Annotated in this window: 20 protein-coding genes; 8 read left to right on the top strand and 12 right to left on the bottom strand. The window is 60.3% G+C overall.

The annotated features are described in order from the left end of the window. Positions 1–134: 134 nt before the first annotated feature. The 7 genes from ACWNZ1_RS14375 to ACWNZ1_RS14345 all read right to left on the bottom strand — a co-directional run bounded on the left by ACWNZ1_RS14375 (position 135) and on the right by ACWNZ1_RS14345 (position 7,981). The gene (locus ACWNZ1_RS14375) at positions 135–1,898 is read right to left on the bottom strand and encodes an L-lactate permease (protein ID WP_456027718.1); all 1,764 of its coding nucleotides are present in this window, start codon (positions 1,896–1,898) and stop codon (positions 135–137) included. A 235-nt stretch (positions 1,899–2,133) separates the two neighbouring features. Then, positions 2,134–2,514: a RidA family protein gene (locus tag ACWNZ1_RS14370; protein ID WP_135846046.1), complete on the bottom strand. Its 381-nt coding sequence runs from the start codon at positions 2,512–2,514 to the stop codon at positions 2,134–2,136. Between the two features lie 119 nt (positions 2,515–2,633). Beyond that, positions 2,634–3,302, bottom strand: a complete 669-nt coding sequence (locus ACWNZ1_RS14365) for an SOS response-associated peptidase family protein (protein WP_456027717.1) — start codon at positions 3,300–3,302, stop codon at positions 2,634–2,636. A gap of 172 nt (positions 3,303–3,474) precedes the next feature. After that, positions 3,475–5,301 (bottom strand): glutathione-regulated potassium-efflux system protein KefC, encoded by a 1,827-nt coding sequence (kefC, locus tag ACWNZ1_RS14360; RefSeq protein WP_256453385.1) that lies wholly within the window; start codon positions 5,299–5,301, stop codon positions 3,475–3,477. Between the two features lies 1 nt (position 5,302). Continuing rightward, positions 5,303–5,824 carry a glutathione-regulated potassium-efflux system oxidoreductase KefF gene (gene kefF, locus ACWNZ1_RS14355; protein ID WP_456027716.1) on the bottom strand — a complete coding sequence of 174 codons (522 nt, stop codon included), beginning with the start codon at positions 5,822–5,824 and terminating at the stop codon, positions 5,303–5,305. Between the two features lie 97 nt (positions 5,825–5,921). After that, positions 5,922–7,274, bottom strand: coding sequence for a sensor histidine kinase (locus ACWNZ1_RS14350; RefSeq protein WP_280944122.1), 1,353 nt, complete (start codon positions 7,272–7,274; stop codon positions 5,922–5,924). Next, entirely contained in the window at positions 7,271–7,981 is a 711-nt protein-coding gene (locus ACWNZ1_RS14345) for a response regulator (RefSeq protein WP_135846041.1), read from the bottom strand. Before ACWNZ1_RS14345 ends, ACWNZ1_RS14350 begins: the two co-directional genes overlap by 4 nt. A 270-nt stretch (positions 7,982–8,251) precedes the next feature. Here ACWNZ1_RS14345 and ACWNZ1_RS14340 point away from each other — a divergent pair, with 270 nt between their 5' ends. The 3 genes from ACWNZ1_RS14340 (at position 8,252) to ACWNZ1_RS14330 (ending at position 9,815) form a co-directional block, all read left to right on the top strand. After that, positions 8,252–9,031: an MlaA family lipoprotein gene (locus ACWNZ1_RS14340; protein WP_456027715.1), complete on the top strand. Its 780-nt coding sequence runs from the start codon at positions 8,252–8,254 to the stop codon at positions 9,029–9,031. Then, positions 9,024–9,260 carry a hypothetical protein gene (locus ACWNZ1_RS14335; protein WP_135846039.1) on the top strand — a complete coding sequence of 79 codons (237 nt, stop codon included), beginning with the start codon at positions 9,024–9,026 and terminating at the stop codon, positions 9,258–9,260. Before ACWNZ1_RS14340 ends, ACWNZ1_RS14335 begins: the two co-directional genes overlap by 8 nt. 75 nt (positions 9,261–9,335) lie before the next feature. Beyond that, complete coding sequence (locus ACWNZ1_RS14330) at positions 9,336–9,815, top strand: VOC family protein (protein ID WP_265072178.1); 480 nt, start codon at positions 9,336–9,338, stop codon at positions 9,813–9,815. Positions 9,816–9,848: 33 nt separating this feature from the next. On the opposite strand, the gene ACWNZ1_RS14325 is transcribed toward ACWNZ1_RS14330, so the two are convergent. Further along, the gene (locus tag ACWNZ1_RS14325) at positions 9,849–10,241 is read right to left on the bottom strand and encodes a RidA family protein (protein WP_135846037.1); all 393 of its coding nucleotides are present in this window, start codon (positions 10,239–10,241) and stop codon (positions 9,849–9,851) included. A 129-nt stretch (positions 10,242–10,370) separates the two neighbouring features. Here ACWNZ1_RS14325 and ACWNZ1_RS14320 point away from each other — a divergent pair, with 129 nt between their 5' ends. The 5 genes from ACWNZ1_RS14320 (at position 10,371) to ACWNZ1_RS14300 (ending at position 13,989) form a co-directional block, all read left to right on the top strand. Continuing rightward, positions 10,371–11,300, top strand: a complete 930-nt coding sequence (locus tag ACWNZ1_RS14320; protein WP_456027714.1) for a LysR substrate-binding domain-containing protein — start codon at positions 10,371–10,373, stop codon at positions 11,298–11,300. Next, positions 11,297–12,037, top strand: a complete 741-nt coding sequence (locus ACWNZ1_RS14315; RefSeq protein WP_456027713.1) for a CPBP family glutamic-type intramembrane protease — start codon at positions 11,297–11,299, stop codon at positions 12,035–12,037. The genes ACWNZ1_RS14320 and ACWNZ1_RS14315 overlap by 4 nt, the downstream gene beginning before the upstream one ends. A 249-nt stretch (positions 12,038–12,286) precedes the next feature. Next, the gene (locus ACWNZ1_RS14310; RefSeq protein ID WP_265072177.1) at positions 12,287–12,691 is read left to right on the top strand and encodes a hypothetical protein; all 405 of its coding nucleotides are present in this window, start codon (positions 12,287–12,289) and stop codon (positions 12,689–12,691) included. 102 nt (positions 12,692–12,793) lie between these two features. After that, positions 12,794–13,474, top strand: coding sequence for a hypothetical protein (locus tag ACWNZ1_RS14305; protein WP_456027712.1), 681 nt, complete (start codon positions 12,794–12,796; stop codon positions 13,472–13,474). 122 nt (positions 13,475–13,596) lie between these two features. After that, entirely contained in the window at positions 13,597–13,989 is a 393-nt protein-coding gene (locus tag ACWNZ1_RS14300) for a GFA family protein (RefSeq protein ID WP_256453375.1), read from the top strand. A 5-nt stretch (positions 13,990–13,994) separates the two neighbouring features. Here the strand turns inward: ACWNZ1_RS14300 and ACWNZ1_RS14295 are convergent, their stop codons facing one another. The 4 genes from ACWNZ1_RS14295 to ACWNZ1_RS14280 form a co-directional block, all read right to left on the bottom strand. After that, entirely contained in the window at positions 13,995–15,443 is a 1,449-nt protein-coding gene (locus tag ACWNZ1_RS14295) for an aldehyde dehydrogenase family protein (protein ID WP_135846031.1), read from the bottom strand. Positions 15,444–15,657: 214 nt separating this feature from the next. Then, a complete protein-coding gene (locus ACWNZ1_RS14290) occupies positions 15,658–16,839 on the bottom strand; it encodes an NAD(P)/FAD-dependent oxidoreductase (protein ID WP_256453374.1) in 1,182 nt (393 codons plus the stop codon). Further along, on the bottom strand, positions 16,836–17,234 hold the full coding sequence (locus ACWNZ1_RS14285; protein ID WP_256453373.1) for a RidA family protein: 399 nt from the start codon (positions 17,232–17,234) through the stop codon (positions 16,836–16,838). Before ACWNZ1_RS14285 ends, ACWNZ1_RS14290 begins: the two co-directional genes overlap by 4 nt. Further along, positions 17,224–18,360, bottom strand: a complete 1,137-nt coding sequence (locus ACWNZ1_RS14280; protein WP_135846028.1) for a DSD1 family PLP-dependent enzyme — start codon at positions 18,358–18,360, stop codon at positions 17,224–17,226. Before ACWNZ1_RS14280 ends, ACWNZ1_RS14285 begins: the two co-directional genes overlap by 11 nt. Positions 18,361–18,363: the final 3 nt, after the last annotated feature.

Here is an 18,363-nt window from a genome sequence, read left to right as displayed (position 1 = left end):
CCTGCTTGAGCCGTGCCTCGTAGGAGCTGTCGAGCGAAGCGAGGCTGCGATCTTTCCGAGTTCACTTGAGTTTCAAGTGAACGATCAAGATCAAAAGATCGCAGCCTTCGGCAGTTCCTACAGGACGCACTCGATCAACGTCCTCCCACCACCATATGACTGAACGGCGCCACATACGCCTGCAACGTCACCAGCCCGCCCACCAGAATCGCCAGCACCACTGAGTGGAAAAACACATAGCGCAGGATTTCCCCTTCATGGCCGTACCAGCGAGTCGCGGTGGAGGCGACCACAATCGACTGGGCGTCGACCATCTTGCCCATGACCCCGCCGGAACTGTTCGCCGCCGCCATCAACACCGGACTGATCCCCAACTGCTCCGCCGTCACCCGTTGCAAGCCTCCGAACAACACGTTGGACGCAGTGTCCGAGCCGGTCAGCGCCACGCCGAGCCAGCCCAATAGGGTGCCGAACATCGGGTAGAAAATGCCTGTCGCGGCGAAGGCCAGGCCCATGGTCGCGTCCAGCCCGGAGTAGCGCGTGAGAAACCCCAGGGCCAGCATCGCCACAATAGTGATCAGCGAATAACGCACCACCCATAGCGTTCGCAGGTAGTGGTGCGCCAGTTGCGGGATGGAGTAGCCCATCAGCAAACCACCGAGAATGGCGGCCAGGAAGATCCCGCTGCCGGTGGCGGTGAACCAGTTGAACTTGTAGACCGCTTCCTCGGTTTTAGGCTGGGGCACCACGGGCGGGACTTTTTCGATCTGCTGGTGGATGGTGCCGAAGGTCAGCAGGGGCGAGAAGATCGGGTTCGCCTCGCGCATCGGCTTGCCTTGTGGGTCAAGCTTGGCCGATTGCGTCTGTGGGTCCAGCGCCGGGCGAGTATCGAACAGATTCTTGAAGCCCTGGGTGCCCCAGGCGAACACGAACACCGTAAGGATGATCCACGGCATCCAGGCCCGCAGCACGGCCGGTCGCGCGTCGCTGGCAAATGTGCTGCTGGCTATCGGTGTGTCATCTTCGCTGACGTCGATTTTCGAATCATCGACCCTTCCTGATAGCGCCGCAGACGTGTGGATTGTGGCCGGTTTCCAGAGCTTGAGAAAACCGGTGAGGCAGGCCATGGAAATCAGCGCCGCTATCACATCCACCAGCATCGGCCCGTGGTAGTTGGAGACCAGGAACTGGGGGATGGCGAAGCTCACGCCGGCCACCAGGATCGCCGGCCAGATCTCCAGCATTTTGCGCCACCCGGCAAATGCCCAGATCAACCAGAACGGTACGATCACCGAGAAAAACGGCAGCTGCCGACCGACCATCATCGACAGCTCCATTTCATCCAGCCCGGTGACTTTGGCCAGGGTGATGATCGGTGTGCCCAGGGCGCCGAAAGCCACCGGTGCGGTGTTGGCGATCAGTGCCAGGCCCGACGCGGCCAAAGGTGAGAAGCCCAGGCCGATCAGGATTGCGCCGGTCACCGCTACTGGCGTACCGAAGCCGGCTGCGCCCTCGAAGAACGCGCCAAAGCAGAAAGCGATCAACAGCAATTGCAGGCGCCGGTCGTCGGTAATGCGCGCGAGGGAGTCCTGCAGCACCTTGAACGAACCGTTCTCGGTGGTCAGTCGGTGCAGGAAAATGATGTTGAGCACGATCCAGCCGATGGGCAGCAAGCCGTTGGCCGCCCCATACAACGCCGCCGAACCGGCCATGCCGGCGGGCATGCCGAAGGCGAAGATGGCGATCAGCAAGGCCGAGGCCAGGGCCAGCAGCGCCGCCAGGTGCGCCTTGATACGAAAGAACGCCAGGGACGCCAGCATCACCACCACCGGGACCGCCGCCAGAAGCGTCGAAAGCACCGTATTACCGAAGGGATCGTAGACTTGTTGCCAGACCATGTTCCACCTCTGCTTTTTATTGTTGGAAGTGCAGGCCCCGTAGGGATTGGCAGAGGAGTATAGGCGCGGATCGGGGAGGGAATTGGGACGGTGGTGCTAAGACAGAGTTGCCAGGCCTTCGACGTCTCTGTCTTGCGCGGTTGCTGGCTGGCGCTTGATCAGGGTGAGGTGCGTCTGACTACCCTCGCCACAGGGGTAACCATGTCCCCGGTCCAAACAGGGAACCTCGCCGACTTCAGCCCTTGGCCGCCATCGCAGTCACTTCCACCCGCATCCCCTCAACGGCCAGCGTCGCCACGCCGACTGCGGCGCGAACCGGCCACGGCTTGGCGAAGAAACGCTTGTAAACCTCGTTGAAGGCAGCGCGATCAGCCATGTCGGTGAGGTAAATGGTCAAGTGCAACACACGGTCCATGGAGCTGCCGGCGCCTTCCAGCGCGGTCTTGAGCGCCTGCAACGTGCACTCGCTTTGCAGGGTGATGTCGCCCAGTTCCAGGCTGCCGTCGGCGTGGGTTGGAATCTGAGTGGAAACCAGCAGGCCGCCGAAGCCGGCGACGTCGGAAGAGATGGAATCCGCGTCCGGGTCAGGAATGAACGTGATGTCTTGGTTTGCCATGGAAGTCTCTTGCTCGAAAAAGATAAGGGGGGCGGTCGTGCCACCGCGACCGGTTCGCCAGTTTACCGCCCATCAACGAGCCTTTCGTGATTTCCTTGAATTCTCGGCAATACCCAACCTCAGTGTCCGCCCTGGACCCTGCGTTGGGTTGCCAGTACGCGTTCGAGTTGCGGTTCAGCCACCGCCGCGCTGGCTGCGATCTGTTGCGCCTGCTCCCAATCCAGGTCGGGCCTCAACCACTGCAGTGCCTCCTCACCAGTGAAGGCCAGGAGACGTTGCTGCTTGTTGGCAATGTCGCCATAGGTCACCAGGGTCAGTCCATCGCAACCGTTGGGTGTCTCGCTGGCTTGGGCCAGGGCGGCGAGGAAGATCGGCGACCGCTGCCTGGAGGTCGTATAGCTCAGGCGCTGGGCCGTTTCCGCGGACTCGTACCAACCGTCCACCGCGACCAGGGCCCGTCCCTCGCGCTTGATTCGATCAAAAAGCTTGGAGCGCATCACCAGGTGCAGGGGCAGATGAGTCATCGGTGGCATGGTCCCCACCGACCAGATCGGCGACCAGCCCCAGCGCACCTTGATACATTCCAGATGCCCGCCGCGACGACGGATGGCGCTGACCTGCATGTTTGGCTTGATCAAGCTTTGCTGAGCGTGGGGTTTCGGGCTCGCCGTTACACACAAACCTGCGCTTGCCGCGTTGGTATTGAAGCCTGCGCCATGGCTGCCTCGCTGGGCGAAAAACGCCAGGGAGTCCTTTGAAGAAACCTGCTGAACAAGGCATTCATACATGGCGAAACTCCCGGCAGTGAACTGCAAGCAACCTCAATGCACCCGCCGTTCAAGCTGTGACTGTCGGAGCGCTTTCAGCGGTGTCATGTAGCTCCGAGCCGTAGCGAGACGCTTGGTTCGAAAATCCTGACGGCGAGGAGACGAGCGGGTGGCAGGCTGAAGGGCGCGCCGCTTAGCTGTGGTTTTCATCCACCTCGGTCCGATGATGCTCAGGCCAACTGTTGATCGGACGCGCCCGATCTTCGTTGAACATGTCCGTCAACAAGGCGTTGGCGCGCCGATAAGCGTCGTGTCTGAATTTGAGGTCAGCGTCCGGCTGGGCCACGATTTCCTCCAGCATATTGAGGTTCAGGCGGCGGAACTGATCAGCTCGTTCACGCGCCTCGTACTGCCCGACACCCATGTGCACCAGCGCACTGCGACCCAATGACAATGCGCTTTCAAAGGTTTCCCGCTCGGCCGCATCCACGCCCATCTGTCGAAGGGTGATGAGGTGGCCCATGTCCCGCGCCCGCACGATCAGCTTCAACGTGGGGAAGTGCTCTTGAGCCAGCCGGGTCAGCAGCAGATTGTCTTCCTGGTCGTCTATCGCATTGATCAGCACAACGGCCTGGGCTGCGCCGGCGGCATGCAGCAAATCGAGGCGCGTGGCATCGCCATAAAAGACCTTCACGCCGAATTTGCGCAGGGTCTCGATGTTGTCGGGGTCGTGATCCAGTACCACCACTTCGACACCGCAGGACATCAGGAGACGCCCGGCGATCTGCCCGAAACGACCGAACCCGGCGATGATCACCCGTGGATTCTGCTGGTCGATGAGGTCCGATTCCCGCTGGTCTTTTTTGGTCGCGGACTCCACGCGATCCAGCAGCAGAATGAGCAGGGGCGTCAGGCACATGGACAGGGCCACCGCCAGCGTCAGGCTTTTGCCCCATTGATCGCTCAAGATCCCCGCGACCGTCGCCGCGCCGAACACCACAAAGGCAAACTCGCTACCCTGGCCCAGCAATATCGCCTGCCAGGAGCGCTGGCCGGCTGGGACGTTCAGGAACCGGCCCACGGCCTTGATCACCAGCAGCTTGATCAGGATGAAACCCAAGGTCAGGGTCATGACTTTCAGCGGTGCATTGATCAGGGTGCCGAAATCGATCGACATACCCACGCCGATGAAAAACAGGCCCAGCAGCAGGCCTTTGAACGGTTCGATGTCGCTTTCCAGGGCATGGCGGTATTCGGAACTGGCCAGCAACACCCCGGCGAGGAACGCGCCCATGGCCATCGACAGGCCGGCTTCTTCCAGGAGAAAACCGAAACCGAACACCAGAAACAGCGCTACGGCGCTGAAAATCTCGCGCAAGCCTGAGCGTGCGGCGAAGCGCAGTAGTGGCCGGGTCACGTAGCGGCCCAACAAAACGACGACCGTGATGGCGGCAACGATTTTGCCGATCGACAGCAGCAAGGCTGTGCCTGAAGGTGTATCACCGTGCGCCGACAACAGGGGAATCATGGCGACCAGGGGAATGGCCGCGATGTCCTGAAACAGCAGCACGGCAAAGCTGCTGCGCCCTACGGCGGTGGCGGTCAGGTTGCGTTCGTTCATCGCCTGCATGGCAATCGCCGTGGAGGAGAGGCTCAGTGTCAGGCCTACCAGCAGCGCGGCTGTCCAGTTCAGGCCAAGGGCCGTGCAGAACAACGCAATGGCCGCGCCACAAGCCAGCATCTGCAGAGCGCCGCCACCAAACACCATCCTGCGCAGGGCCCAGAGCCGTTTGGGATCGAGCTCAAGCCCGATGATGAACAGCATCAGGACGACGCCAATTTCGGCGAATTCCAGAATGGCTTTTACATCGGTGATGAGCTTCAACCCCCATGGGCCGATGACACACCCGGCCAGCAAATAGCCGAGCACCGGGCCCAGCCCCAACCGGACGGCAATCGGTACGATCAACGCCGCCGAGCCCAGGTAAATGAGCATTTCAATCAGGCTGTGGGTTTCCATATCAATCTTCCTTCCAGGCAGCCAGGCGGGCGCCATAGTGTTCGATTTGTGCTTGCTGGCCTTCGCAGGCACCGGTATACGCGCCGTGCACCACGACGGGGTCCAGCCAGCGCATGCCGCAATAGATGGCCGTGGCATGGAGGGGTTGGGCCAACACCGAAAAACCTGGGTAGTCGCCGATCTGGAAATGATTCTGCTGGCCACCGGTGGTGACGGCCCACAGCAGGTGCTTGCCTTTAAGGGCAGTGGAGCCTTTTCCGTAGGCCCAACCGTGGGTGAACACTTTATCGATCCACAATTTCAAAAGCGGCGGCATGCTGTACCAATACATCGGGTGTTGGAGGACGACCAGTTGTGCCTGTTCGATGGCCCGCTGTTCGGCCTCGACGTCGATGTCGAAGTTCGGATAAAGATCGTAGAGGGACCGTATTACCACGTCCGGATGGCTGGATGCCCGCTTGAGCATTTGCTGATTGACCCGCGATTGGTCGGGGTAGGGATGGGCGTAAACGATCAGAATCATCAGGGCAATTCCAGCAGGCTGGGTCCAGGGCAAAAGGTCGGACATCCTACCGAGGAAGGCATGGGTTGTTTAGGACATTGTTTGCCGGCGTGTCGTGTCAGGGGCAATCCAGCGGCAGCGAGACCCTGACCTCCAGGCCGCCTCCCTGGCGATTCCTGAGGGCCAGCGTCCCTCCATGCTCCAGCACCGTCGCCCGTGCCGCCGACAGACCGAGGCCGACACCGCCGGTGTTCTTGTTACGTGAGCCTTCGATGCGAAAGAAGGGCGCGAACACCTGCTCATGGAGTTGGGGCGCGATGCCGGGCCCGCGGTCGAGGACTCGAATCTCGACGCGGTCTATCCGCGCCCTGAGCTCAACGCCTGGCTCGTTGCCGTATTTGATCGCGTTGTCGATCAGGTTGACCAGCGCACGCTTGATCCCGATGGGCCGGCCTACGAAGACCAACCGCTGGACGCACTTGAAGGACACCTCGATACCCGCATCCCTGAAGTCGTCGACGACAGTGTGCAGCAGTTCGGTCAGGTCGAACGCCGTGGCGTGCTCGAGCCGTGCTTCGTCGCGGAAGAATTCCAGGGCCGAATTGACCATCGCCTGCATTTCATCCACGTCCCTGAACAGCTTCGATTGTTGCTCGGCATCCTCGATGAATTCCCCGCGCAGGCGCATGCGGGTCAACGGCGCGCGCAGGTCATGGGAGATGGCGGCGAGCATTTGCGTGCGGTCCTGCAGGAAGTGTTTGAGCTGGGCCTGCATGGCATTGAAGGCGAGGATTGCCTGGCGGATCTCGTAGGGGCCGATGACCGGAATGGGCGGGGCCCTGTGATCCACGCCAAAGCGCCTGGCGCCTTCGGCAAAGCGCTCCAGGGGGGCGGCCAAGTGCCGTGTGGCGATCAGGGCGACGATGCACGTCGAGAGAAGAATCAGGGCGATGATAATCAGGTTGCGCGCCCATTCCTCCAAGCCCCAGCTACGCGAGGGCACGGAAAAAACCACCCAGGAATGGTCGCTCAATTCGATCACCACGGCGTAGCGTGGGTTGGGCTGATCGGCTGGCCAATCGTTGGGCTCGTAGGCTTCAATCCTGGCGTCGGGCCTGCCCAGTTGCTGGCGCAGGAACCCTGATCCCTCACTGAACGCCGGGTCGTCAATCACTGGCAACCGCGCCTCTTCATGGCGCTGTAGCCATTGCGCGTTGAACGCCTGATCACTGGCGGCCCTGGCCATGTCGGGCCGTTGCGCGGGCGTGACGGACTCGATGATGCGGGTGATGGCGGCGGCCTTATCCATCAGGCCGGTTTCCATCAGCGGTGGGCGGGCCCAGGCTCCAGCCAGCAGGCTGAACAGTTCATTCAAGGCCAGCAACGTCAGCATCGCAACCATGGTGGTCAGGGCGATCCAGCGCGCCACCGTGTCCCGTGGTCGATGAGTGTTCGAGCGTTGCTGTTTCATCGCTTCACCACGTGAGGGCTGAACAGGTAGCCGCTGTTGCGCACGGTGCGGATCATCGAGGCGCCGGTGATATCGGTCTCCAGCTTGCGCCGCAGTCGGCTGACCTGGACGTCGATGCTTCGGTCAAACGCCTCGAACGTTTCCCCTCGCGCCAAATCCAGCAATTGCTGGCGGGTCAGCACCCGGCGTGGGTGTTCGGCGAATACCAGCAACAGTTCGAACTCCCCGGTGGACAGCGGGATCATGACCTTTTCCGGTGAGCGCAATTCGCGGCGGGTGACGTCCAACTGCCAGTTTTCGAACTCCAGGATCGGCCGCGATGAATCCTTCAACGTGCCCTTGGCTTCACCGGTGCGCCTGAGCACGGCACGCACCCGGGCCAACAGCTCGCGTGCGTCGAAGGGCTTGGTCAGGTAATCGTCCGCCCCCAGCTCCAGGCCGACCACGCGATCACTCAACTCGCCCATGGCGGTGAGCATGATGATGCCGACCGTGTGCTCGGCCCGCAGGCGCTGGCAGAGCACCAGCCCGCTGTCGCCCGGCAGCATGACGTCGAGGATGATCAGGTCCGGCACCCGCCGTTCCACCGCTTGCCACAGGGCGGCGCCGTCGGCGGCCACTTCCACGCTGTAGCCATGTTTTTCGAGGAATTTGCGCAAGAGGGCGAGGACTTCGAGGTCGTCGTCCACCAGTAATAAATGGCTCACGGTGGGCACGCAGGGCAAGGAATACAGGAGCGGATACTAGGGGCAATCCATGGCCTGCGTCATATATTTCAATCCGGAAATAAAGTTGCCGGCGGGCAATGTTCTGGAAATCTTCAGGCAAAAAAGCAAGGGCAGGATGGCCCAATGTCAGTCAGTCAAATAGCCAGCCAACACCGACCTCTGTGGCGAGGGAGCAAGCTCCCTCGCCACGGGTTCGGCTTTTGACTGGCGTTGGTAGCACCACTTTTTTCCTTGCCGAGATCACCTTGTATGCCGACGTTCAAACCCGCGCCGTTATGCGCTCGTACCTCTCTAGTCATTGCACTGGCGGCTCTCGCCAGCGGTTGCACCACCACGCCTGCTGCCACTTCGGGCAGTTGTGACAGTGCGACCTACACCGTTCATGATCCTGTTGAGCCCATCAACCGCGGCATTTTCGCGTTCAACCGAACCGTGGATGACTACGCGCTGGCCCCCGTTGCCCGTGGTTATCTCAAGCTGCCGGAGGTGTTCCAGACCGGCGTTCACAACTTCGTGGCGAACTTCGGTGAGCCCAAGGTGTTCATCAACGATCTGCTGCAAGGCAATGCACAACGCTCGGTCACTACCCTGGGCCGTTTCGTCATCAACAGCACCGCCGGTATCGTCGGGTTGATCGATGTGTCGGGCAAGCTGGGCATCGAGCGGCATGAGGCCGATTTCGGCCAGACGTTCGGCGTCTGGAACATCGCCCCGGGGCCGATTGTGGAATTGCCGCTGCTGGGCACCGCGAACCTGAGGGACGCCACGGGCAAAGTGGTGAGCTTTGCCGTCGATCCGTTTGGCGACAACAGCAGCACCGTTGAGACCCTGGGCACGATCAATACTGCCGGCGGCATCGTCGATGGCCGTGCGCAAGCCTTGCCGCTGACGGACGAGCTGAAGACCCAAGCGGACTACTACTCGGCGCTTCGAGATGCGACGGCACAGCGGCGCGCCGATTTTGTCGCACAGGGGAAGTTGGGCGCCGTCGTCTCGGATTGCCAGAATGGAGAAATGGCCGATGAGTAACCAGACGCTGGTCTTGCATCGACGGATGAGGGCGCTTGACCCAACGACGTTGCATTGCCGCGAAGTTGAACTGCGGCTGGCCGAGGAGGGCGGTCATGTGCTGCTCAGTCGCTATGTCGAACTGTACCGCCATGAGCACGTCAGCTGGTGCGCGATCCATCAACATCGGGTGCCGCTGGCGAGAATGATTCGCTGGATGGTCGAACACGGGGAGCGGGTGAGCGCCTAAGCCCGATTCGTTCCCTGTCACCTGTCCGGAGCGCTGCTAGACTTCACCGTCCAGTCCTTCTCTCGGAGAATCCGGATGAACAACAAGAACAGGATATGTCTGTGGTATGACGGCACTGCACTGGAAGCGGCGCAGTTCTACGCGGCGACCTTCCCGGACAGTGCGGTGCACGCCGTTCATCACGCCCCTGGCGACTATCCCGCAGGCAAGCAGGGTGATGAGTTGACGGTGGAATTCACGGTGATGGGCATTCCTTGTCTCGGGCTGAACGGCGGCCCGATGTTCAAGCACAACGAAGCCTTTTCATTCCAAGTGGCGACCGATGACCAGGCCGAAACGGACCGCTTGTGGGACGCGATTATCGGCAACGGCGGCGAGGCGAGCGCCTGTGGCTGGTGTAAGGACAAGTGGGGCCTGTCGTGGCAGATCACTCCGCGCATTCTGACCACTGCGATAGCCAGCCCCGACCGAGCAGCCGCCAAGCGCGTGTTCGAAGCCATGATGCAAATGACCAAGATCGATATTGCAGCGATTGAAGCGGCGTTGAAGGGTTAACCAACGATCACCGCAGATCCCGTGTGGGGCCCATCACTCAGGCAATTTGGCAATCACCTTGATTTCAAACTGAAAACCATACAACCACGTCACCCCCACCCCAGTCAGCGTCGGATGCGGTGCGTCACCCCAGAATTCAGGCACGACTTTCCAGATCCGCTCGAATATCGACTCGGGATCGACAATAAAGACCGTGACATCGATCACATCGTCAAAGCTGCAGCCGGCAGCGGCGAGAATCGCCTTCAGGTTGTTGAATGCCAGCCGGACCTGGTCTTCCAGATCGGGTTCCGGCGAGCCGTCTTCGGTACTGCCGACTTGCCCCGAGACGAACAGAAAGCCATTGGAGCGAATAGCCGGCGAATAACGATTACGCTCATAAAGCGCCTGGCGTCCGGCTGGGAAAACTACATCACGCTGCGTCATAGGTACCTCCATCAAGGGTCAAATCCAACGATGAAAACACTCTAGGGGCTTGTGCCCAGGCGATAAACGAGCAACCTTGGCGATCACTGTTTGTTAAATCCAAACAATCGATGGATACCCGGGGCAGAAATGGATCGTTTTGATGCGATGCAAGCGTTCGCACGAGTCGTGGAGGCGGGCAGTTTCACCAAGGCGGCTGAAACCCTGCACATGAGCAAGACCACCGTGACCCAACTGGTGCAGCAGCTTGAAGCACGGCTGCGGGTCAAGCTGCTCAACCGCACCACACGCAAGGTCAACGTCACCGTCGACGGCGCCGTCTATTACGAGCGGGTGATCCGGCTGCTGGCCGACATGGACGATGCCGAGACCAGCCTGTCCAGCGCGCAAGCGTCGCCCAGGGGCCGCTTGCGGGTGGACGTACCGAGCCCGCTGGCCGCCCTGATCCTGGTGCCGGCGTTACCGGCATTCTACGCCCGCTACCCAGACATCCAGATCGACCTGGGCGTGAGCGATCGCATCGTCGACATGATCGATGAAAACGTCGATTGCGTGGTACGCGGCGGCGAGCTGACGGATCAATCATTGATCGCCCGACGCGTCGGCGACCTGGCCCTGGGCGTGTTTGCCGCACCGAGCTACCTGGCGCGCGTGGGCACGCCAGCGCATCCGCTGGAACTGGAAGATTCCCCGCATCGCGTCGTCGGTTTCCTCTGGGCGCGCACCGGCAAAGCCGTGCCTTACGCCATGCACAACCACGCCGAGCATCTGCACATCAAAGGCCGCTATGCACTGGCCGTCGACGATGGCAACGCCTACCTCGCGGCTGGCTTGGCCGGGTTGGGTGTGCTCTGGCTGCCTAAGTACATGTCCAAGGCTCATGAAGCGCAAGGTGAGTTGGTGCCGCTGTTCGAAGACTGGCGCCTCGAGCCGATGCCGCTTTATTTAGCCTATCCCCCGAACCGGCATATCAGTGCCAAGTTGCGGGTGTTTATCGAGTGGGTTGTGGAACTGATGGCGCAACATGCGCCGGTTGAGGCCAAGGGAAGAGCCGAATGATCGCCGAAGGATTCACCGTACTGCTGGACTACGCAATGTATCTGATGCCGGGCCTCGCGCTCTTCGGCCTCTGGTTCGCTTTGACGCCCAGGACCCAGACAGGATTGCGCATCCTGATCTTAGTGTTGGCGTTCGTGTTGATGCGCGACGTGATGACGCCGTTGCGCATGTGGTCGCTCAATGGCGAGCTGCAGATCGGCTTTCTGGCCAACCCGTTCGCGCTGGCCCTGTTGGGCGGTTTGTCGCTGCTGCTGGTCGCGCTGATCGCCCGCCTGTTGCCGGATTTGTGGCGACTGGTGGTTTTATTCAAGGGTAATCGACTGATCGGCCCGCTCGTGGGCATCGTCGCAGGGTGTTTGATCGGTGTGCCACTGCGGCTTTATCAAGGCGCCGAAGTCGCGGCGATTCCAGGCTACTGGAGCTGGTTGCTTGGTATGGCGGTGCTCGCGTACGGCGCCAATGCGTTGGAAGAAGTGCTGTTTCGGGGGTTCCTGCAAGGTTTCCTTGAGCAGCACGTCAGCGCCCTACGAGCCGCACTGCTCAGCGCCCTGACATTCTCCGCGCTACATGCCTTTCTGGCCTTGAGCGTCACCCAGCTCGGTTGGCCCATCCTGCTCTTCACCTTGATTGAAGGCCTGGCGTGCGGGCTGGTTCGTATGCGCTACGGGGTGGTGGCGTCGACGGCGACTCATGGGACCGCGATATTGCTGATTGCGGTGCCGATGGTGGGGCTTTAGCGTTTGTGCTTGAGCGCTTGACCTCTTTCAGCAACTCACTTAGTTTGCCGCCGTCATCGAGAGACAGCGGATTTTTTTGTGCGGTTTTCGCGCCATCAAAAGAAATCTGTTCATGAATAAAATTCACCATGTTTTGTTTGTCACGAAACGGCCTCTCATCACGCTGGATGGCGGCTATCCGAGCTGATTTTTTGCTGTGATGGAAATTTCCGTTTTTTTGATTTTTGTTGGGCGGCGAAAGGAAGACGCATGGAGGCGCTGATGATGGAACTCAAGAAGGTTTTTGTGAGCTTGCTTGGTGAAATTTACCTTGGCTTGCTGTTGGCGATCCCGTTGCTCAGCGTAATGGCGCTGAAGATAAAACCCTCTAAAGTCGCTTCGTTATTTATAGGGGGCTTTAGTCTCCCTCTCAGCCTTTTTTGTTATGTCGTGTGGGTTTATGCAAGTGGGCCTGAAGACTGGAGTTGGGTGAATTTTCTTTTTGATTTGTTGGCGTTTGCGCAAATTGGCTGGTTGGGCGGGGCGTTGGCACTTGTCGGCGTTTTGATCAAGGTAAATGTTCTGAAGAAGGCAGGGCTGTGGGTATCCATTGGCTCGGTTGTTTTTCATGGTCTTTTTCTATCGCTTATGTGTATTTCTGGGGCTGGCTCTTAAAAGGTCTCATAAGTCATTTGGCTTGATGGTCTGGGTCTGGAGTGATTGAGTAACGGTGGGAACGCAGGATCCGAGTGGGGCCGTGTCGAGGGAAGTGGTGAGATGACAAGAGCTAGAATAGTCGGCGTCATGGTGTTTTTGGGAGTCGCGGCAGTATTGGTTTATGTGTTTTTTTTCTGGCTTTCGGTCCAGGCTGAAAAAGTACGCTGGGCTATCGATCTGGTCGGAGGAGAGCAGGTTTTAAGACGTGAAGATATCGCTCCAGAGGGTGACGATAAACTGTATATGGAGTCTCTGTTTCTGTCTGCTGACGCTCAAATGTACGAAACAATCAGAGGTGTGCAACTCTGTATCGAAATGAATGATGGTTGTGTAACCCGAAGCTTGGCTGTTGCCAATTTTTTGTTGATCCATACGGTCGATATTCAGGCAGCAGTTAATGCTGTTGAGGTCTACCGGTATCAAGGTGTATTGCAGGCAGGAGCCTGTCCAGCCAAATACGAACTGTCTAGTGTCGTCAAAGAAGTAAACCTTGCTCTAGCGCTGCCCGCGTCTCAAGCGACGCAGGTCGCTCTAGAAAGAATCGAGCAGATTAAACGTACTGGAGGGCTGGTTTTTTCATTACGGTCGGAAGCCTGCAACGCGTATTTTTCAGCTCATCCATACATCGCTCGAGGCTATTTGGCGCATTTGGCATTGCTAATGAGTGTGGCGCAAGGCAAGTTTTCGCCGCAGTGGACTTATTTGTTATCCAGGCCGGGGGTTTATTCGGTTATTAAATAAGAGGGGGCTTGAACAGGGCGAAGCGACCTCATGGCGGTCGTTTGCTGCTATGTTCATAACCACTGATATGGCCGTCTGCGCGGGCACGGGGGCGGTTTATTACGTGTGTGGAGGAGACTCACATGGACCGATTCACCGGCGGTTGCCTGTGCGGCAACGTTCGCCTCCAGGCCTCGGGCCGCCCGTACCGGGTCGGCCTCTGCCATTGCCTCGACTGCCGCAAGCATCACGGGGCGCTCTTCTACGCTTCTGCCGTGTTCCCCCAGGATGCGGTGACGATCGAAGGTGAAACACGGGACTACGCCGGGCGCTTTTTCTGTCCACGTTGTGGCTCATCGGTGTTCGCCCGCACCGGCGATGAAATCGAAGTGAACCTCGGGACGCTGGACGCGCCTGACCAACTGGTGCCCACCTACGAAAGCTGGACCGTGCGCCGTGAGTCCTGGCTGCCGGCGTTTCCGTTCACCCGACACTACGAGCAAGATCGCGAGGGTAGCGGGCGCTCCGAAGGCTAGGGTAATCACTCAAACCCGACAATCGCCTTGATCTCCAGATATTCCTCAAACCCATGGACACCGTACTCACGCCCATTGCCTGAGCGCTTGTAGCCGCCGAACGGCGCCATCGGATTCCACGCCGGGTAGTTCAACAGCACTTGCCCGGAGCGAATACGCGAGGCAACGCTGCGCGCCTGTTCAAGGTCCTGGCCCTGAACATGAGCACCCAGACCGTAGACGGTGTCGTTGGCGATGGCGACCGCTTCATCCACCGAGTCATAGGGGATGATGCACAGCACCGGGCCGAAGATTTCTTCCTGGGCGATGCGCATGGCGCTGTCCACCTGGGAGAACACAGTCGGTCGGGCGTAGAAGCCTTTTGCAAAGCCTGGCACGCGTCCTGGCCCGCCGCACAGCAGTTTCGCACCTTCCCCCAGGCCGACTTCGATCATGGCTTGGACCCGATTGAACTGGGCCTCGTTGGCGATGGGGCCGAGGACGGTTGCTTGCGACTGTGGGTCGCCGACGATGATTGCGTTGGCGGTAGCGGCAGCCAAGGCTTCGACTTCCGCCAGGCGATTCCTGGGTACGATCATTCGGGTCGGTGCGCTGCATGACTGGCCGACGTTGCGGAACGCCGACATCACCCCCGGCGGCACGGCTTTGGCAAAGTCGGCGTCGGGCAGGAGCACGTTCGGCGATTTGCCGCCCAATTCCTGGGTGACACGCTTCACTGTAGGCGCGGCGGCCTGGGCCACCAGCGCGCCCGCGCGGTTCGAGCCGGTGATGGAGATCATGTCGATGTCGGGATGCGCCGCCATGGCCGCGCCGACCTCGGCACCGCTGCCATTCACCAGGTTGAAGACCCCCGCTGGAAGGCCCGCGTCGTGCACCAGTTGAGCAAAGAGCAGGGCGCTCAGCGGGGACAGTTCGCTCGGTTTCAAAACCACCGTGCAGCCGGCGGCAATCGCCGGGGCGACTTTGGCGGTGATTTGATACAACGGCCAGTTCCATGGCGTGATGAGACCGCAGACGCCGATGGGTTCGCGGGTAATTGCTGTGCCGCCTTCGACTTTCTGGAAACAATAGCTGGACAGCACATCGCGGGCCACGCGGACGTGTTCGGCTGCCAGCGGTACTTGCATGGCTCGGGCGAAACCGATGGCGGCGCCCATTTCCAGCGAGAGCGCCTGGGCCAATGCCTCTTTGCGCTCAAGGATCAATTCATGGATCTTTCCAAGGATCGATACCCGTGAATCCACCGGGGTCGCCGACCAGCCAGGAAACGCTGCGCGCGCCGCCGCTACCGCCCGATCAACGTCTTCGCTTGACCCTCGGGCGACCTCGGCAATGACTTCCTCGCTGGCCGGATTGACCACGGGCAGCGTTGCCGGATACACCGGAGGCTGCCAGTCACCATTGATATAAAACTGCCGGGACGTCGGCGGATTATTTGAAGATTGGGTTGTCATCCAACGGGCTCCCATAGAGCGTTGATAGCGCTGCCGGCAGCAGATCGTGATGCCGTTTTTCCTCTCGATAAACTAACAAAGCGGCCCTGATGGGATATGCCGTTCTCGAGCCTGGCAAAGAAGAATCTGCTGTATCTGCCTGGCTAACTTCGCAAAAAAAGTAGCGGCATCGGTTCAGGGCGAAAAAACGCGTCCATGCGTTGATCGGATGGCTTCAAACAAGTCTGCCGGTGCAGGGAAAGCTCGCCTGAGGCATTGCCAGGGCAGTCGGGTCGGTGAACCTTCGAATATCGAAAGGGCTGATCAAGGTGCGGGTGCTACCGGTGCTGATCAGCTCGGCCATGACGTCGCCGACGCCCGGGCCGAGCTGGAAGCCATGCCCACAGAATCCAAAGGCATAGAACAAGCCCTTGACCTTGCCGCTGGGGCCCATGATCGGCAGCGAGTCCGGCGTATAGCTCTCGATACCGCTCCAGACCCGGATGATGTTGAGGTTCGCGGCTCCAGGTAACAAGCGGCTCATCTGCTGCATCTGGTTGAGCAGGCTTTCCGGCTTGAAGTAGGCGCGCCGGTTGAGCATGTCCGGTTTGCAGCGGTTGCCGCCGCCGATGATGATGTTGCCCCGGGGTATCTGCCGGAAATAAATCACCTCTTCCTTTATTTTGGTGAACACGCCGATCACCGTCGGTAAGGCATAGGGCACCGGTTCGGTGACCGACATTTGTGGGCCATTGGCTTCCAACGGCACGGCTTCGTCGAATTGTTCGGACAGCTTCGCGCCCCAGGCGCCCGCCGTGATCAGCAGTTGCTCGGCGACGAACAGCTGGCCGTCGGTGGTGGTCACGTGGAATTCGCCATTCACCTTTTGTACGTCGGCGACTTCCGTTCGCTCGCGGACGCTGGCCCCGGCCCGTGTCGCCGCGCGGGCAAACGCCGGTGCCGCCAGGCGCGGGTTGGCGTGGCCGTCGTGAGGTGCGTAGGAGCCACCCTTGACCTCCGGGCCGAGGAACGGGAAGCGCTCGTGCAAGGCTTTGCCGGTGATGATCTGCAAGTCCAGTTCACGGGCCTCGGGGGCGGCGGCGTAGGCTTGCAGTTCGGCGATTTCATCTTCGCGATAGCAGACGCGCATATGGCCGCTGGGGATGAACTCCAAGTCGTCGCCGATCAACTCGGGCAGCCGTTTCCACAAGCCGTACGAGCGATTGGACAGTTCCAGCTGGCCGAGGAAGCGCCCTTGGCGTCGCACGTTGCCAAAATTCACCCCGCTGGCGTATTGGCCGATCAGGTCGCGCTCCAGCAACGTCACCGAATGTCCGCGCTGGCGCAGGAAAAACGCCGACGCCGACCCCATGATCCCGCCACCGATAATCAGTACGTCGCTTTTGTGTGGCTTCATGATGTTCTCTCACTCCCCGCCAGCGCTTCGATTTCAATCAAGTACCCATGGTGCAACGCCGGGACGGGCACCACCGCGCGTGCAGGCCGGTGTTCGCCCAGATAGCGGGCGTAGATCCGGTCGAAAGCAGGCCAGTGTTCGATACCGGCGACATAGACTGTCACCTTCAGCAGGTCACTCGGACGACGGCCAGCCGCGCTGAGAATCGCCATCAGGTTGTCCAGAGCGATGCAGGCTTGGACCTCGAACGGTTGGTCAACACTGTGGCTGCCATCGGCGCGCACCGGCAGTTGTCCGGACACGTACAAGACGCCCTGGTGCGCCACGGCCTGGGTGTAATGCCCGCCAGGCGCGGCGGCATGGGTTGTATGAATCGACTCGATCTCACCAGCCATGCAGACGACTCCAGGTTTGCACCTCGCCAGAGGCATCGCAGGCGCGGTAATCAGGGAATTGCGCACCGGTGGCGCAGGCGTGGTTGGGCAGGATGCGCAGGCGGCTGCCAATGGGAAAACGCGCGGTGATATCGATGTCCCCGATACTTGAAAGGGTGATGATGCCGTGTTCCTGGTTGGCGCTGGAGAGCAGGGCGCCGTCGATCCAGTCGCCGGTTTCGGTACACACCTGTCCATAGCCGAAGTCCCGTTGCTGGCGCTGCGTACCCCGGTCACGACTCATGGCCATCCAGCCGGCATCGGTGATGACCCAGCCCTTGTCTTTCTGGTGACCGATCACGGTGGTCAATACACTGAGGGCCAACTCGTCTGCCACGCAGACGCCGACGTTGTGCATCACCAGATCGAAGAACACATAGACACCTGCGCGAACTTCGGTGACGCCTTCCAGGCTCAGTGCCGACAATGCCGTGGGCGTCGAGCCGATGCTGACCTGCGGGCAGGCCAGCCCGGCTTCACGGATGCGCTGGGCGGCGCGGACGCAGACGTGCCGTTCCTGTTCGGCCAAGGCCTGCAGCGCTTGGGGCGTGTCGAGTTCGTAGCTGGACCCGGCGTGGGTCATCACGCCGCACAGTTGCATGCCTCCTTCACTGAGTATCCGCGCGATGTCGACGAGCGACTCGTCCTCGACCCGCAGGCCGGAACGATGGCCGTCGCAATCGATCTCGATCCACACGTCGAAACGCTCGTCGTGTTGCTGGCCAAAGTCGACGATGGTTTGGGCTGCGATCAGGCTGTCGGTCAAGATGCTCAGTTGGCATCCCTTGCGCTTGAGCGTCAGGGCCTGGGCCAGTTTGCCGGGGGCCATGGCGACGGCGTAGAAGATGTCCTGGATGCCTTCAGCGAAACAATGCTCGGCTTCCTTCAACGTGGAAACCGTGACGCCGCTGGCGCCTGCCTTGATCTGCGCCTGGACCACGGGCAGGCATTTACTGGTTTTGATGTGGGGCCGCAGGCGCACACCCAAGTTGTCCATGCGTTGCTGCATGCGTTGGATATTGCGCTGCATTTGCGGCACATCAATGAGCGCGACCGGGGTGTCGAGGGAGGCAATTGAAGCTGGCATGAA

This window comes from Pseudomonas sp. CFBP 5748 (assembly GCF_053850495.1).
Note: the sequence above shows the minus strand (reverse complement) of the source record. Positions and strands in the feature narration are given on the sequence as shown.

Bases quoted from the DNA above. Each gene is read 5' to 3' on its own strand.
- ACWNZ1_RS14375 (WP_456027718.1), bottom strand. From the start codon at position 1,898: ATGGTCTGGCAACAAGTCTACGATCCCTTCGGTAATACGGTGCTTTCG.
- ACWNZ1_RS14370 (WP_135846046.1), bottom strand. From the start codon at position 2,514: ATGGCAAACCAAGACATCACGTTCATTCCTGACCCGGACGCGGATTCC.
- ACWNZ1_RS14365 (WP_456027717.1), bottom strand. From the start codon at position 3,302: ATGTATGAATGCCTTGTTCAGCAGGTTTCTTCAAAGGACTCCCTGGCG.
- kefC (WP_256453385.1), bottom strand. From the start codon at position 5,301: ATGGAAACCCACAGCCTGATTGAAATGCTCATTTACCTGGGCTCGGCG.
- kefF (WP_456027716.1), bottom strand. From the start codon at position 5,824: ATGATTCTGATCGTTTACGCCCATCCCTACCCCGACCAATCGCGGGTC.
- ACWNZ1_RS14350 (WP_280944122.1), bottom strand. From the start codon at position 7,274: ATGAAACAGCAACGCTCGAACACTCATCGACCACGGGACACGGTGGCG.
- ACWNZ1_RS14340 (WP_456027715.1), top strand. From the start codon at position 8,252: ATGCCGACGTTCAAACCCGCGCCGTTATGCGCTCGTACCTCTCTAGTC.
- ACWNZ1_RS14335 (WP_135846039.1), top strand. From the start codon at position 9,024: ATGAGTAACCAGACGCTGGTCTTGCATCGACGGATGAGGGCGCTTGAC.
- ACWNZ1_RS14330 (WP_265072178.1), top strand. From the start codon at position 9,336: ATGAACAACAAGAACAGGATATGTCTGTGGTATGACGGCACTGCACTG.
- ACWNZ1_RS14325 (WP_135846037.1), bottom strand. From the start codon at position 10,241: ATGACGCAGCGTGATGTAGTTTTCCCAGCCGGACGCCAGGCGCTTTAT.
- ACWNZ1_RS14320 (WP_456027714.1), top strand. From the start codon at position 10,371: ATGGATCGTTTTGATGCGATGCAAGCGTTCGCACGAGTCGTGGAGGCG.
- ACWNZ1_RS14315 (WP_456027713.1), top strand. From the start codon at position 11,297: ATGATCGCCGAAGGATTCACCGTACTGCTGGACTACGCAATGTATCTG.
- ACWNZ1_RS14310 (WP_265072177.1), top strand. From the start codon at position 12,287: ATGGAGGCGCTGATGATGGAACTCAAGAAGGTTTTTGTGAGCTTGCTT.
- ACWNZ1_RS14305 (WP_456027712.1), top strand. From the start codon at position 12,794: ATGACAAGAGCTAGAATAGTCGGCGTCATGGTGTTTTTGGGAGTCGCG.
- ACWNZ1_RS14300 (WP_256453375.1), top strand. From the start codon at position 13,597: ATGGACCGATTCACCGGCGGTTGCCTGTGCGGCAACGTTCGCCTCCAG.
- ACWNZ1_RS14295 (WP_135846031.1), bottom strand. From the start codon at position 15,443: ATGACAACCCAATCTTCAAATAATCCGCCGACGTCCCGGCAGTTTTAT.
- ACWNZ1_RS14290 (WP_256453374.1), bottom strand. From the start codon at position 16,839: ATGAAGCCACACAAAAGCGACGTACTGATTATCGGTGGCGGGATCATG.
- ACWNZ1_RS14285 (WP_256453373.1), bottom strand. From the start codon at position 17,234: ATGGCTGGTGAGATCGAGTCGATTCATACAACCCATGCCGCCGCGCCT.
- ACWNZ1_RS14280 (WP_135846028.1), bottom strand. From the start codon at position 18,360: ATGCCAGCTTCAATTGCCTCCCTCGACACCCCGGTCGCGCTCATTGAT.